The sequence below is a fragment of the Aeromonas sp. 604443 genome (assembly GCF_049170315.1).
In the GTDB taxonomy this organism is placed as follows: Bacteria; Pseudomonadota; Gammaproteobacteria; order Enterobacterales; family Aeromonadaceae; genus Aeromonas; species Aeromonas veronii_A.
Map to the genome: position 1 here is coordinate 276,843 of NZ_JAAKMI010000005.1, position 15,364 is coordinate 292,206.

Sequence of the window (15,364 nt, forward strand, 5' to 3'; positions counted from 1 at the left end):
GCGAGGCCAGCTCTGACCATGCTACGCATCTGTCTGTTGCTCTGTTGTCTGTTCACTGCGGCGAATTGCCGGGCAGAGTCTATTGACGTTTATTGCGATGATTGGCCCGGTTTTTGTCAAAAGGATGGCAAAGGCCTCTATCTGGATCTGGTGCGAGCCATCTACCAGCCTCACGGCTATCAGGTAACCCCCCATATTGTGCCCTATAAGCGCGCTCTCGCTGTCATTGCAAAAAAAGGGGGAGATATCGCCATGGGGGTATATCGCGATGAAGTATCCGGCGTCCAGCAATCTCGCTATCCGGCATCAGCGGATGACCTGACCGTGTTCATGCTCAAGAAATGGCAACCCCAGTGGCAAGGGGAGAAAAGTCTGGAAGGGCAAACCGTGATATGGCGGCGGGGCTGGGCATTCGACAAGTACATTGCGGTCACCATGCAGTGGCATGAAATTGACAGCGATGAGCTGGCCCTGCAACTGCTTGGTAAAGAGCGATATCGCTTTTACCTCACTGCCGGCGTGCTCTATGTGGATGAGGCTATCCCTCCCGAGCTGCATCGCGTCTTCCTGCGCTGGATCCCGACCTATCCCATTTTTGCCGATACCCAGCAAGGCAACCGGATGTTACAGCTCTGGGATAAGGGAATGGTTGAGTTGATCCGCAGCGGGGGTCTGGCAGAGATCTATAAGCACTATCAGCTCTATGACTACTATCAGGGTTTTATCGAAGAACTGGAACAGAAAGTGGCTGCCAGTCCTGCAGACTGAATGATAACGTTGCGCTAATTACTCTCCCCTCATTCCCTTGGCCAAGCGGTCGTAGAGGATCACATTGACCGAGGCCGCCAGATTCATACAGCCACTGGTCGGCACATAAACCACATCTTTCACCGCGCCATAGAGGGCAGGATCGAGCGTACCATCCTCCGGCCCGAAGATATAAAAAGCGCGTTCCGGATGGACATAGTCGGGGAGCGGTGTAGCGCCGTCGATCAGATCGACCACCACGGGCACGCATCCCTGCGGGATAAACGCCATCAGATCATCCACCCCGAGCAGCGGGATCTTCTCCACCATCTGCTTAGTATCAGTGGCAAAGCGGCGCGCCAGCTCGAAGCGGTTGCCGGTGTAGTAGACCTCGTCCACCCCGTAACAACCCGCAGCCCGCATCACGGAACCGACATTTTCCGGGGACTTGGGATTGACCAACCCCACGCAGCAGAATGCACTCTTTTCCATCATCTCTCCTCATCTTGCGACGGCCATTATAAGCCGTTGCAGGGCCACCGACCCGTTAAAAGTCCCCTCCCCGGCTAAACCGCTTGCCAACCCAGCTTTGAATGTCGATTTTTTGTGCGCAAGCCGACAAATTTTGTACAAGCCGATAGCCAGCAAACGTTTCCCAGCAATAATGGACAAACGTTTGTAAATGGATGTTTGTCTATGACTGAGCGTGAACAAGAGATCCTAGCCCTGCTGCGTCAGGATCCCATGATTGCCCAGCAGGATCTGGCCGATCGCCTCGGCATCAGCCGCTCCGCGCTGGCCAGCCACATCTCCAGCCTGATCCGGCAGGGATATGTGCAAGGCAGAGGTTATGTACTGCGAGAAGGCCCCTACGTAGTGGTGATCGGCGGTGCCAATATGGATATTTGTGGCACCAGCCATGACAACCTGCTGCTCGGCGACTCCAACCCGGGCAAGGTGCGCACCTCGGCAGGTGGTGTTGGCCGCAATATCGCCGAGAATCTGGCGCGGCTCGGCAGCGACACCCGGCTGCTTACAGCGGTCGGCAACGACCAGTATGGTCATCATCTGCTGGAGGTAAGCCAGCGGGCCGGCGTCGATGTGCGCCAGACCCTGGTGCTCGATGGCCACACTACCTCTTGCTACCTCAGCCTGCATGATGGCAGCGGCGAAATGAGCTGCGCCATCAACGACATGGCCATCATAGAGCAGCTCACCCCTGCCCGCCTGACCCCGCTCGGTGGCTTTCTCGGCGGTGCCCGGCTTTGGGTGCTCGACACCAATCTGGCCATCCACACCCTCGACTGGCTGTTCGAGCGGCAGGGAGAGCACGCCATCTTTGTCGATACCGTTTCGGTGGCCAAGGTGGAGAAGATCCGCCCCTGGCTCGGCAAGATCCACACCCTCAAACCCAATCGCAGTGAAGCCGAGCAGTTGTGCGGCATGACCATCGCCGGGCCCGAAACCTGGCCCATGGTGGCCGCCTGGTTCCACCTCGCCGGGGTCAAGCGACTGTTCCTCAGTCTGGGTGAACAGGGGATCTTTTACAGCGATGGCGAGCAACAGGGCCACCTGCCTGTGCTGGGTAGTCCGGTGCTCAACGTCACCGGCGGCGGGGATGCCTTTATGGCTGGCCTCGCCCACGCCTGGCTGCAAGAGCTCGACATTGCCCAAACCACCCGCTTTGCCTTGGGCTGCGCCGCCCTCACCGTCAATTGTTCCGATACCGTTTTTTCCGGTCTGAGCAAGACCGCCGTTGACCGCATACTGGAGGAGTACTCATGCTGAACGCTTACCTCGATATCCAACCGGAAGTGGCTGCCGCGCTAGCTGCTGGCAAACCGGTGGTTGCCCTCGAATCCACCATCATCTCCCACGGCATGCCCTATCCGCAGAACGTGGAGACGGCCCGTCAGGTGGAGCAGGTGGTGCGCGATAACGGATCCATTCCAGCCACCATCGCCATCCTCGATGGCCGCCTCAAGGTGGGACTGGATGCCGGTGCGCTGGAGGCCCTCGGTCGGGCTGGCCATGCGGTTACCAAGTGCAGCCGCCGCGACATTCCGTTCGTGCTGGCACGCAAGGGGATGGGGGCCACCACGGTCGCCTCGACCATGATCATCGCCGCCATGGCGGGGATCCGGGTCTTTGCCACCGGCGGGATCGGCGGGGTACATCGCGGCGCGCAGGAGACCTTCGATATCTCGGCCGATCTGCAGGAGCTGGCACAAACGCCGGTAGCCGTAGTCTGTGCCGGTGCCAAGTCGATCCTCGATATCGGGCTGACCCTGGAGTATCTGGAGACCCAGGGGGTACCGGTGATCGGCTATCAAACCGAGGAGCTGCCCGCCTTCTACACCCGCGAGAGCGGCTTCAAGGTCGATTATCGCCTCGATACCCCGGCAGCCATCGCCGAGGCGTTGCGCCTCAAGTGGGAGCTGGGACTGGCGGGCGGCGCCGTGGTGGCCAACCCCATCCCGAGCGCACACGCCATGCCAAAAGCCGATATCGACGCAGCCATTGCCCAAGCGCTGCGTGAAGCGGATGAGCAGGGGATCAAGGGCAAGGCCTCAACCCCCTTCCTGCTGGCTCGCGTCTGCGAGCTGACTGGCGGCAACTCGCTGGCGGCCAACATCCAGCTGGTACTGAACAACGCGGCCCTCGGTGCCCGGATCGCTGCCAGCCTGTGATCGCACGCCGATACCTCGCCATGTAAAAGAGGGCCTCGCGGCCCTCTTGTTGTTTTTGCTATCTGCAGCGCTATTGCAACGCTGTGTTATTGCAGTACCACGCGCCCATTGAGTGGCTGCACCGGCCGGTTGTTGGGGTGGTGCATCACCGCCTTGAATGCGTCGATCTGGGTCTGACTGACCTCAACCGGCTGCTTCATCACCAGCCAGCGCACTCCTTCCGAGCAGGGGGGCGTAGTAAGGGAACCGCTGAAGCGATAGTAGTCATGGCTTTCCGGCAGCAGTTGCTCAGCAGAGAGCGGCGCCTTGAGGGCCTGGATCTCCCCCACCTTGGCAGGTAATGCACTCCAAGCTGCCGCCAGCGCAGGATTGGCCTTGCCAGCCTCGAACATCACCGCCACCACGGCGATCTCTTCCTTGTCACTGACGTGCACCAGATGCCCTTCCAGCGGATAGGATTTGCCCTCGATGAGGTTTTCACTCGGGGCGTGGAAGTGGAACTGCTTGAGCTCAAACCTGGTGCCATCGAGTTGCAAAATGCTGCCCGGGGCATAACCGACCTGCACGGTATGACCATTGTTGACCACTGTGTTGCCACCCGCCTGATAGTGGAGTACCAGCGGGGCCAGTTTGGCCTCGACCAATCCGTTCAGGTCAACCGGCGACTGATTGCTACCCGCACACTGGCCAAACTCAGGGGTCAGCTTGGCCCAGTGGGCAGGCCCCACCTCACCGCTATATTCCCAATGGGGGGTGGCAGCAAACACGACAGGGCACAGCAACAGGGAGCAGGCCAACAGAGACTTTCTCATCATACATCCTTATCTTGATTGAAAAGCACGACCATCCCCTCCCCCGGATAGCGGGGCATGCAGAGATGGCATATCTGATACGCGGGATACAGAGCATCGGAGCGACTTTCTAATGGTAATGAGCACGGGCTGGTCAATCGGTTTGACCGCGGCTCAATACAGAGTCGTTTGGCAAGTATATGGTGAGGGATCGGCAGAGACAGTGAAAGAGGGGGAAATTAATCAGTCGGCTATCCACTCCTCCACTGGCAGGTGCGGGACAAGGTTCAGGGTGTCACGCTTTCATAACAACCATCCATCACAACCATCGCGGGAGTACGGGCTCCCGCGATGGTTGCCGATAACGGCAATTAACGGTCGCGATTCAGGGCGATCAGACGATCAAGAATCGCTTCACCATCGGCACGCAAACCGTTGTGCTCATACTCATTGGTGATCCAGGCGCGACTGTTGCCAAGCCCACGCAGGGTCTCACGACTGTAATCAAACTCCACATACATATCCTCGGCATAAACGGCGCATGCTACCGGCACCTGGTTGCGGGCCAGTTGGGCCGGATTATAGAGCGCCCCCCAGTCCGCCTTGTTGGCCAGCAGATGAGCCGCCTCTTTCAGGGGCAGCAACTCGCGGAACTGCTCGAACAACCAGGGGTAAACCATCTCGCCGGTGAAGGCGAAATCCTTGCCGGGCGCCCAGTTCACCGCAGGAAACTCCCCTCTGACCCGATCTGCCGCCCAGCGAGTCGCCTCCCCTTCGGCGTAGATAGCCTCGTGCAGGATGGCAAACAGCGGATTGGTATTGAATGGCTGCATACTCTGCACCTGATAGAGAAAGGCCGGGCTCAGCTTGTCACCGATAAAGGCCTCCTCCAGCAGGTAATAAAGCTCCTCAAAGGCACCCGTAGCACCGAGATCCAGTCCTTGCTGCTGGAACTGCTCCACCGTCAGGCGCTGACCGTTGGGCAGCCGCACATCGTGCTGGTGCAGATGGTTGGCCAGCCGGTTGGCAATCCCCTGAGCGTGGGGGAAGCGGGCGAAGAAGGCGCGGTTCTTGTCGGCCACCCGCTGGTAGGTGGCGCGGTAAACCTCCTCGGCACTGCGGCCGATCGGCGCGATACCGCCGGTGATATAGACCTCCCGCAGACTGTCAGGGAAAAACGAGAGATAGGTCAGGCAGCAAAAGCCGCCAAAGCTTTGCCCCAGCAGGCTCCAGCGATGCTTGGGGCTGAGCTCCTGCCGGATGAACTCGGCATCTTGCACTATGCTGTCGGCGCGAAAATGGCTGAGATACTCCGCCTGCTCGGTCGGTGTCATTTTGGCCAGAATATGCCCATGGATGGGGCTCGACATCCCGGTGCCACGCTGATCCAGCAGCAGCACTCTGAACTCCTGCAACGCCCGCTTGAGCCAACCACTGTTAGCCGTCGGGCGCGGCGCCCCGAATCCCGGCCCCCCTTGCAAAAACAGCAGCCAGGGCAACTTCTCATCGAGCTTGTCTTTACGGCAGAGGGTACGGGCAAACAGGGTAATGCTGTCACCATCCGGCTCATCATGATCGAGGGGAACGGTAAAAAAGTGCGGCTCGCAATGAATGCCGTCCAGTACATAGCTCAAGGGGCTGCTCATCTGGGATCTCTCCGTCAGGATGGGAACATCATTGATCTCATCATATCCCCGCCCTGCCTTGGGGTCACTCAGGTTTTCCAAAATGTTAACAATGGCTTAAAGGTCGAAACATCACCCGACAAGCCGCTCTTCAACGGTGCTGAATTGATTGTTTTGCGAGGGAGATTGACGCCATGGCGCCATTCAACAAAGATGGTTCGCCTGTACAGGAGTGCAGCCATTCAGGCCGACAAAATAGATAAGGGAATGTGATGAAACCGAAGTGGATCAGGGCCAGAAAAAGAGAGAAGAAGCCATGCCCTGGCAGCATGCTGCAGACCGGAATGCTGCTGTTCAGTGCCACCTGTGGCGCAACGCTCTTTTTGGCAGCATGCAACAGCAACTAGAAATGAAAAAGCCCGCTCGATTGAGCGGGCTTTTCGAATTTGGCTCCTCCTACTGGACTTGAACCAGTGACATACGGATTAACAGTCCGCCGTTCTACCGACTGAACTAAGGAGGAATTGTGGTGCCCAGAGACGGAATCGAACCGCCGACACGGGGATTTTCAATCCCCTGCTCTACCGACTGAGCTATCTGGGCAACGGCGCGCATTAAACCCTTTCCAGCGCAGGGTGTCAACCATGATGGCACGATAAAAAGCACGTTCGCTCAACAACTGAACGCAATGAACGGTTATTAGCCGTTTCGGAGCAGAAATCTGCCTAACCGTGACCCGCCTCATATATGAATGATCACCAAACCGCGGGAAATCACGGCCTCTATAGCTTTGCCACATTGAGCCGAATCCACTCTGCGAGTATGCTTTGCCGCAATGATACCGCCTGGAGGCAACATGAGTCTGAATATGCAAGAGTGGCGTGAAGAGACCACCGAGATCGTCAACGAACTGCTGGCCGATGGCAGCAATCCCGATGCGGATTACGACATCGAGCACCACTTCGCCTGCCAGGATTTCGACCGTCTGGAAAAAGCAGCGGTTGACCTGTTCAAGGCCGGTTTTGAAGTGACCGATGCCGAAGAGATGGAACTGGATGACGGCGCCACCATCTTCTGCTTCGATGCCACCATCGAGTGCAAGCTGAATGTCGAAGCGATCGTTGCCGATATCGCCAAGATGCTGCCCATCCTGGAAAAATATGGGGTGGACTACGATGGCTGGGGCACCTACTTCCAGGATTGATCCCTGCCACAAACAGAGAGGCCACCTGCGGGTGGCCTCTCTGTTATTGCAGACTGTCACAAATAACTGGCGGCAAACTGCTCGGGCGACAACGGGGGGCTGAACAGATAACCCTGTAGCCGATCACACCCCGCCTGGGTCAGCCACAACTGTTGCTCGACGGTTTCCACCCCTTCTGCAGTAATGCAGATCCCCAGCTCATGGCCAAGTCCGATGACCGATCTCACGATGGCGGTGGTGGCACTGTTGCTGACCAACCCCTGGGTGAAGCTGCGATCCAGCTTGAGCGTGGCGACCTTGAGCCTTGGCAGATAGGCCAGCGAGCAATACCCAGTACCGAAATCATCGATGGCCAGTTGAAAACCGGCGGCGATCAGGTTATCCAGGTTGGTCTCGATCTCATCGGCATTCTCCATCAAGACTCCTTCAGTGATCTCCAGCTCCAGCTGGCCTGCATTCAGACCATGACGTGCAATGCAGCCCTGCACCAGCTTGCAGAGCGCCGGATCACGAAACTGCAACGGCGAAAGGTTGATGGAGAGTACCATATCCGGCTGATCGGTTTGCCACTGGGCCAACTGAGCACACCCCAACTCCAGCATCAGCTGACCAAGTTGGCCGATGATCCCCATCTCTTCGGCCAGTGGAATAAATTCTTCCGGCGAGATCATGCCAAATTCAGGATGCGGCCAGCGGCAAAGCAATTCTGCACCACAAAGCAGATGGGTTGTGCTGCTGATAATGGGTTGGTAGACGGCAACGAGCTGGGATGACTTGATGGCGAGCGGTAACTGGGCGGCGATCAGTTGACGCCGCTTGAGCCGGGCGTGCAGCGCCGGATCAAACAGAGTGCAGTACTGCTGCTGCCGCTTGCCCTGCGCCAGCGCCGCTTCAGCATGGCTGAGCAACCGCTCGGCATCGCTTGCCCGCCCCTGAGCCAGCCCCAGAAACACCGGGATCTGGATACGATGCTCTTCCACCTGATAGTACTCCATCAACTGCTGCTGCAGATGCTGGTTCCATTCCTGCAACGGCTCGTTGAAATCGGGGAGTAACAGACAGAAGTCATCGGCAGCCACCCGGCAGAGCAAGGTTCGCGGCGGAACCAATTGCTGTAGTCGCTTGGCCACCTGGCTCAGCAGGCGATCGGCAATCCGGATCCCGAAGCGATCGTTAACCTCACGAAAGTGGTGCAGATCGACCAGCACCAGTGTGGCGCTGCGGCACCCCAAATGGCGGCTGGTCTGCAAGAAACGGGAGAGTTTGAGCAGCCCGGTGAGGCTGTCGTAGTGCTGCTCCTGCTGCAACTGTGCCTGAGTGGTGCGCAAGCCAGTGATATCGCGCCCCAGCGTCAGGATCCCGAGGGAGTGACCATCCCCATCGGGGACATCGACCCGGGTGATCTCCATATGCCGTCCCTGCCCTCTGGCATCCAGCAGACAACATTCGCCGTGGCCCATCCCTTGGGGTGCCGCCAGCCGGAACGGCAGCTGCTGACCCAGCACCTCATCCGCCCCCTGACCAATAAAGTCGAGAAACGCCTGGTTGCACTCCAGCAACACACCGTTGTGATCATCGAAACGGATCAGGTCAGGGATGGCATCGAGCAGAAAACGCTGCAACACCTGCTGTTTTTTGACCGTCTGTTCCAGGTGCTTGCGCTGGGCAATCTCGTTGACCATTCCGAATACGGCATATGGCTCACCCTGAGCCGTGTAAAGCGGGATCTTGTGCACCTCCATCCAGCAGGTCTCACCACCCCGATTACAGTGCAACTGTTGATGAAGCAAGGGAACGCCCCCCGTCAGCAACTGCGCGTCCTCGGTACGAAATACATCGCCCCATGGCATCTCTGCATCACTCTTGCCGACCACCTCGGCGGGTGAACCCAGCTTGGCCTCAATGGCAAATTCACGATTGGCAAACAGGTAGCGACCATGCCTATCACGACAGAAGATACTCATTGGCAACTGGTCGATGATCTGCTGAAGCAGATCCGGGGTAAGCATGTTGGTCACAGGGGCGCTTATGGAGGAATTTCGAGCAAATCTATGATAGCAAACCAATTTTGTAAAGCACCCCCGGTAACCCCTCCGTTTACACCGATGCAGCACGCATGCTGACAGAGGTTGTCGCTCAGGTGATAATAGGCACCGGTTGGCCAATGGCCTGATAAATGGACGAGAGAAGCAAGATGAAAAAGATGATGGGGTGCGCATTGGCGCTGCTGCTGGCAGGTTGTGCTGGCGACAATAACGGTGGTGAGGAGTATCGCTACAACCCGCCGGTCGCCAAGGCGACCAACAATACCCAGGAGATGGCGATCCCGGTGGATCTGGTGTGGGCTCGCGCCGAAAAGTGGTTCACCGACCACGGCCTCACCATCGAAAACAGTCAGCGCGGTGCCGGCCTGATGACCGCCAATGTCAACCAGTCGGCCGACGGACTTGAGTGGCTGGACTGTGGCACCATGGGTTCCAAAGTAGCACTGGGCAACCCTGACCTGCAGATCAACCTGATCATCACCCAGAGCGGCAACAGCAGCGTGGCCACCGTCAACGTCAAAGGCAACACCGAGCTGTTCTTTGTGGAATCCTCAGGCGAGCGCGTATCAGCCCCGTCCATCAAGCCGGTCTGCGTCTCCCGCGGCACCCTTGAGCAGAGCCTGTTTGCCACACTCGGCAACTAATTTCGCCTCCCTGCCAAGATAAAAAAAGCGGCAGATTGCTCTGCCGCTTTTTTACTGTCCCGAGTTGGGCTTACTTGTCGATATCGAGCATGTTGTTGGTCAACATGTAATCGATCACTTGGTTGGCAGTAGTACCTGCCCCCCCCGTCAGACTATCGAAAGTATGGTTCATCAGCACTATTTCCTGAGTCACCGACGCAGTACTGCTCTCCTTGACCTGTAGATGTACCCCTTCATTGTCCTGGAACACCGACAGCAGGCTCTTCAGATCGTTCTGGTTACGAGAACCGTCGTGATCCAACAGGTCGCTCAGATCCAGCTTGTCACCTTCCGCCTTGGAGAAGTCGACCACGTAATCCTTGGCAACGCTGCCTGCGGCGGTATCGCCCTGCAGCCAGGTGAAGGTATCGGCACCGCTATCCCCCTTGAGAATGTCATTGCCAAGCCCGCCAACCAGGATGTCATTGCCCAGACCACCGATCAGGTTATCGTCGCCAATACCACCAAACAGGGTATCGTTGCCGCTGCCACCGTACAGGGTATCGTTGCCGCTCTCGCCATACAGGGTGTCGTTGCCGGCACCACCGAACAGGATGTCGTTGCCGGCACCACCGAACAGGAAGTCATCGCCACCCTGACCGAACAGGATGTCGTTGCCATCCCCGCCAATCAGCACGTCCGCCTTGTCATTGCTGGAGGACTGATCGAACTCGCTGGCATGGTCCGTGATGTAGTCATGGACCTGGGCATCGGTCACCGAGCCTGCGCCCAGCTTGCCGGCCACATACTGCTTGATGGCCGCGTAGCCTTCACCGTTGATACCGGCGAAGTGGATGGCATCCCCGAACAGGATGTCGTCGCCAGCACCGCCGTCGATCCGGTCACTGCCCGGCAGGTTATTCACCGAGGTGCCCAAGATGGCGTTGGCCAAATCGCTGGCGTTGACGCCGGTCATGATGACGCCGTCAGAGTCATAGGACTTGAGATCGTTGTAGGAGATGTTGGCCCCCAGTCCGATCGCTTCTACCGTAACCCCCATCCCAGTAAGCAGCCCAAAACCTGCTACCGAGTTATTGATAGTTGAGCTGGAGGTAGTGCCGCCATCACCATCCAGTGTTGAGTAGGTATATCCCCCCCTACCATCCGGACGCATAAAACCGATCGGGTTGCTGTATCTACCATCGGCATACACTCGGCCAGCGCTGTCGATGATGGTGTAGCCATTGGAGCTATATACCCGACCCGGAATATAGGTGCCACCAAGCAGACTGTTGAGATAGACGTCATAGCTGCTACCTGAGAAATTCAATACCCTCGGGTTGGAGCCTTCGTTACCGAGGTAATAAGTTGGCTGACCATCGGTAATGAAATAGGACAGATTCTTGGCATTACTGTTACTTTGAGCCGTAGAACTACTGAACCAGTTAGCAACCGTCTTGAACACATCTTCATAGTTGGTCCCCCCTCCGCTACTCATGGAATCGATTACAGCCTGCAGCTGATTCAAGGCATTGCTGTCTTTCAGGTTCACACTAATACTGGCATTCGACAGAGCATCAAAGTCAACCAGCATGATGTTGACTGTACCAGCCCCTTCGCTACCTGCGCTCGCTTTGAGGCTGGCGAAGATCTGTGCCAACTGGCTCTTGATGGTGTTCATGGCGCTGGTGCCGATACTGCCCGAGCTGTCGACCATAAAGGCGATGTTGTAGTTCTGGCCCGGCAGTACCACGCTGCCATCCAGATCCCCGACCACGATATTGTGCTCGTTGCCATAGGTGCGGTTCTGATCGCCCGGCTCCCCTTCGGTGGAAAGGAAGTAGCTCATGCGGATCGAATCCTGATCCGATGCACTGCTGGTCTGATCGGTCGCCACTTCCTTGGCAATGGCTTCTACCTTGAGGTCGAACTGGCCGGCACTGCTGCCCGGCACCCGCAGGGTCAGACCGGTCAGTTTGACGTCCAACGCGCTCTGGTTCCACAGACCGGTCAGCGTCAGCGTGCCATCGGCCCCCACGGTACCTAGCACGGTGGAGCCCTGATAGAGGGTCGACCCCGTCGGCATGCCGGTCAGCACCAGGCTGTCGAACTGCTCGCTACCATCACGGTCGGTCAGGGAAGCAGTGATCTCGAGCGGGTAATCCACCACACTCGGCTGTACCGCCGTCAGGGTGCCGTCGGTCTGGTTGAACTGGTAAATGCCGTCATCAAACTGCACCAACTCGATGTCGTAGAGCGACTTGCTGATGGTGACGCCGTTCTCCTTCACCAGGAAGTTGAAACCGCCGTCACTTCTGCGCTCGATGACATAGTTGGCACGCGAGCCCATCAGTACGGCCAGGTCGGTACCGGCGCCGCCAAACAGGGTGTCGCCACCCAATCCGGCCACCAGGATATCGTTGCCGGTACCGCCGTCGAGGGTGTCACCTGAGGTGGAGTTGCCACCGACCAGCACGTCATTGCCAGCACCGCCGACGAAGTAATCGCCGCCGCCCTTCACGCTGACGATATAGTCATTGCCGTTGCCGCCCACCACTTGATCCTGACTGGTGGTGCTGTCGGTCAGACTATTGGTGATGCCAAAGTTGCCCTTGTTGAAGTTGCTGCTCTGGAACGCCCCGGTGGAGATGCCGGACGACGGGTACTGGGTATAAAGCGGGACGCCGTTGCCGGTCAGGCTGATGTCGACCACCGGCTTGTCCGCGACCGCCGTGATATCGATCACCAGCTTGCCTGAGTTACTCAGGTTGGCAGCATCGCTGATCTGGTAACCCAGAGTGGCGTAGTCCCCTTGCTGGTTGCCCGTCGTCGTACCGCCACCATTGAGGGCATTGCTGCTGGATTCATTGAGACTAGGCACAAAGCGCAGATGGCCGCTGTCGATATCGGCGTAGGAGACAAGATCCCCCACCTTCACTGCAATCCACTGACCAGCAGCGTTCAGGTATTCCAGCTTGCCGCTCAGCGGCAGGGTGTTGATCTGCACGCTCAGGTCAGAAGCGGCCTGATCATCGCTGGCACCAAACTGGGCCCACTTCAGCACCAGTGGCGCGTCCTCCTTGCCGGCACTGTAGCCACCCGTGGTCACCGGCGCCCGATCGTTGTCCACTATGGTGCCGGTCCCGCTCTGCCCACCGATGGTCACCGAGAGGGTCTCGTTCGTTTCGACCAAGCGATCGTTCACCGTCGGGATGGTCACAGTAAAGTCCGACACGCCGGCTGGTACCGTGATCTTGCCGGTAGTGCTGTTATAGGTCACACCATTGCTGAACTGGGCATTGCCCCAATCCTGGTTGGAGGCGGGGTTGTTGCCCGAACCACGAATGGCGAAATCGTATTCAGTCGCTTCCTGGGTTGCATCTGACAGGGTGACTTTGTGCAGCAGATTGCCCCCTTCGGTTACGCTCTCGCTGGAGACTCCCTGAACCAGCGGCGTGAAGAGAGGCTTGGTTGCAAAGGAGCCAATGCTGGCGTCGCCGTCACCATCCACCACCCGGACCTGGAAGTCGATGTCGCCATCACCCAGAGGTTTGGACATGCGCTGATACTGGAAGAACTCCCACTTGCCTGTGGCCGGTGTAAACTCCAGCTTGAAGATGAGGTTGCCGTCCGCATCCTTCCCGACCAGGGTATTAGCGCCGCTGGCGGTGATGGCGATGGCAGAACCGGAAGCCGTTCGCAGACCATTTTCGAAGGTTGCCGGGTCCATTACCAGCCCGATGGAGCCCTTGCCATCCGCCCCCCACTGCGGGGTCACGGTGCCAGAACCATAGGCGATTGCCTGCGCCGTGTTGGAACCGAGGAACTCGATGCTCTGTACGGTGAAGTCGCTGTTGTCGGAGGTATTGGTGCTGCCGTTGTTGGTCGCCTTGATCACCATGGTATCAAAGCCACCCTGCTGCACCTGGAAGTTCTGGTTGAACTCCCCACCCGATGCGTTGGAGTTGAATACCAGGGTACTGATCAGTACACCACCGCGATAGAACTCCACGACCCCGCTCTCCAGCTCGCCGCCAAACATCTTGCTGAACTTGATGTTGGCGCCGTAGGCAACCTTGCCCGCATCCAGCCTGACGATCAGCTGCTCGGAGGCGGACGATCCGTCGGCAAAGTGACGGAAGTCAATCTCGTTGGCGAGGTTGTGGTAAGGCGCAGCTCCGCTGGCCACCCCCAGCCCCGAGCTGGAACCGTTGACCACCGCCGTTACCAGTGAGGAGTCTGTTGCCGACTTGAAGCCCAGGGCGCTGATAGTAAAGCCCGCCATGTTCAGAGTGCTCTGGTTGCCACTGTACTTGGTCAGGTCAAAGAGCCCGGTCAGCACGTTCGGAATATCGGTCTTCACCACGGAAACGGCATCGCTGTTGTCAGCAATGGGGGAGTCGTCCTCAACGCTGACATCCAGCTTGTCCTTGGTGACGCCGCTGCCATCGGAGACCTCCACATCCAGCTGGAACGACAACTTGTCTTCCGAGGTCGTATCCCCGTGGTCGAGGGGACCTTTGAGGGTCACGTCATAGGTCCACTCACCCTTTCCACTGGCATTGGGTGCCGTCAGCTTGACCTCGACCACAGCCTTGTAATCGGCGCCGCCAATCACCCCTGTGTAGCCAACCAGCGTCTTGCTGCCCGCATCCCAGCTCCACTGGACCTTTGCCCCACCGGACGTCAGCCCGGCCGGTCCATTCAGGGAAATGTTGAGTGTGCTGCTGTCGATGTCGCCCACCGAGAGGGTACCGGACGCCTTGATGGCATTGGTGGTATCCGGATTGCCGACCGTGTCGGCAATGCCGTTTGCCAACCCCTCTTCAGAGACGATAACCCCGTTGGAGATGGTCAGCGTCGGCAGGTCGTTGACCGCATCCACCTTGATGGTCACGGTTGCGGGACTCGCATCCACGGCGCCGTCGTTGTCTACCGCCGCATAGTCGAAGCTGGTGTTGCCGTTCCAGTTCGCATTCGGAGTGAAGGTGAGGTTGCCGGCGTCCGCCACCGCAATGCTCTGATCCACGGTCACCGCCACACCGTTCAGATAGAGGATGCCGTTGGCAGGCAGGCTCTTGATAGTGAAACTCACCACGTTGCCATCAATGTCGCTGCCACTGAGGGTCGGAATGGCGATGCTGGCTGCATCTTCCTGGCCGTTTGCCTGCTTGTTCGCCGTCTCCGGCGCTTCATTCAGGATCTGCGCGTTGTCGCTGCCCGGCAGTGAGACGTTGCCCGCCTTGTCGGTCTGGATCGCCGTCACCGTCAGCGACTTGCCGTTGGCCGGGGTCGTTTCCGTCCAGCTGATGGTGCCGTTCTGATAGCCGTAGCTCTTGCCATTGCTTGACAGCAGGGTGCCATCGGCCTTGAGCGTCAATTGGACAGTGCTGTTCACCCCGCCATTGTTGATAGTCAGCGTCACCTTGCCGCCCGCAACCAGGTCTGCGTGATTGATCCCGGCACGTACCTGGATCTGATCATTGCCAATCTCGGCCTTGGTCAGCATTTGGTCATTATTCGTGTCATCAACGATGGTCACGGTCGGTGCTGAGGAAGCTACGCTGTCCAGGATCGCCTCTTCCTTGTCGCTCGCCGGGTTGCCCGCCTGGTCGGTCACGTCCGCCTTCACGGTGAAC

The 15,364-nt window shown here is 58.2% G+C and carries 10 protein-coding genes and 2 tRNA genes; 5 read left to right on the forward strand and 7 right to left on the reverse strand.

Annotated elements, in window-relative coordinates; translation table 11 throughout:
* The first annotated feature begins 18 nt into the window (after positions 1 to 18).
* Entirely contained in the window at positions 19 to 768 is a 750-nt protein-coding gene (locus tag G5380_RS10275) for a substrate-binding periplasmic protein (protein WP_216961110.1), read from the forward strand.
* An 18-nt stretch (positions 769 to 786) separates the two neighbouring features.
* On the opposite strand, the gene G5380_RS10280 is transcribed toward G5380_RS10275, so the two are convergent.
* On the reverse strand, positions 787 to 1,239 hold the full coding sequence (locus tag G5380_RS10280; protein ID WP_216954310.1) for an RNA methyltransferase: 453 nt from the start codon (positions 1,237 to 1,239) through the stop codon (positions 787 to 789).
* Positions 1,240 to 1,443: 204 nt separating this feature from the next.
* On the opposite strand from G5380_RS10280, the gene G5380_RS10285 reads away from it, so the two are divergent.
* The gene (locus tag G5380_RS10285) at positions 1,444 to 2,535 is read left to right on the forward strand and encodes a PfkB family carbohydrate kinase (RefSeq protein WP_421208848.1); all 1,092 of its coding nucleotides are present in this window, start codon (positions 1,444 to 1,446) and stop codon (positions 2,533 to 2,535) included.
* Positions 2,529 to 3,437 carry a pseudouridine-5'-phosphate glycosidase gene (locus tag G5380_RS10290; RefSeq protein ID WP_421208849.1) on the forward strand — a complete coding sequence of 303 codons (909 nt, stop codon included), beginning with the start codon at positions 2,529 to 2,531 and terminating at the stop codon, positions 3,435 to 3,437. The genes G5380_RS10285 and G5380_RS10290 overlap by 7 nt, the downstream gene beginning before the upstream one ends.
* An 86-nt stretch (positions 3,438 to 3,523) precedes the next feature.
* Here G5380_RS10290 and G5380_RS10295 read toward each other — a convergent pair whose 3' ends face one another.
* The 4 genes from G5380_RS10295 to G5380_RS10310 form a co-directional block, all read right to left on the reverse strand.
* The gene (locus tag G5380_RS10295; RefSeq protein ID WP_421208853.1) at positions 3,524 to 4,249 is read right to left on the reverse strand and encodes a carbonic anhydrase; all 726 of its coding nucleotides are present in this window, start codon (positions 4,247 to 4,249) and stop codon (positions 3,524 to 3,526) included.
* Between the two features lie 350 nt (positions 4,250 to 4,599).
* Positions 4,600 to 5,874: an alpha/beta fold hydrolase gene (locus G5380_RS10300; protein WP_421208850.1), complete on the reverse strand. Its 1,275-nt coding sequence runs from the start codon at positions 5,872 to 5,874 to the stop codon at positions 4,600 to 4,602.
* 426 nt (positions 5,875 to 6,300) lie between these two features.
* Positions 6,301 to 6,376: transfer RNA gene (locus G5380_RS10305), tRNA-Asn, on the reverse strand.
* Positions 6,377 to 6,380: 4 nt separating this feature from the next.
* Positions 6,381 to 6,456 (reverse strand) — tRNA-Phe (locus tag G5380_RS10310).
* A 265-nt stretch (positions 6,457 to 6,721) separates the two neighbouring features.
* Between G5380_RS10310 and rraB the strand changes: the two genes are divergently transcribed.
* Positions 6,722 to 7,057 carry a ribonuclease E inhibitor RraB gene (gene rraB / locus G5380_RS10315; protein WP_033114697.1) on the forward strand — a complete coding sequence of 112 codons (336 nt, stop codon included), beginning with the start codon at positions 6,722 to 6,724 and terminating at the stop codon, positions 7,055 to 7,057.
* Positions 7,058 to 7,113: 56 nt separating this feature from the next.
* On the opposite strand, the gene G5380_RS10320 is transcribed toward rraB, so the two are convergent.
* Entirely contained in the window at positions 7,114 to 9,066 is a 1,953-nt protein-coding gene (locus G5380_RS10320; protein ID WP_421205251.1) for an EAL and GGDEF domain-containing protein, read from the reverse strand.
* A gap of 185 nt (positions 9,067 to 9,251) precedes the next feature.
* On the opposite strand from G5380_RS10320, the gene G5380_RS10325 reads away from it, so the two are divergent.
* Positions 9,252 to 9,746, forward strand: a complete 495-nt coding sequence (locus G5380_RS10325; RefSeq protein WP_216952967.1) for a hypothetical protein — start codon at positions 9,252 to 9,254, stop codon at positions 9,744 to 9,746.
* A gap of 70 nt (positions 9,747 to 9,816) precedes the next feature.
* Here the strand turns inward: G5380_RS10325 and G5380_RS10330 are convergent, their stop codons facing one another.
* Positions 9,817 to 15,345 carry a type I secretion C-terminal target domain-containing protein gene (locus tag G5380_RS10330; RefSeq protein ID WP_421352713.1) on the reverse strand — a complete coding sequence of 1,843 codons (5,529 nt, stop codon included), beginning with the start codon at positions 15,343 to 15,345 and terminating at the stop codon, positions 9,817 to 9,819.
* Positions 15,346 to 15,364: the final 19 nt, after the last annotated feature.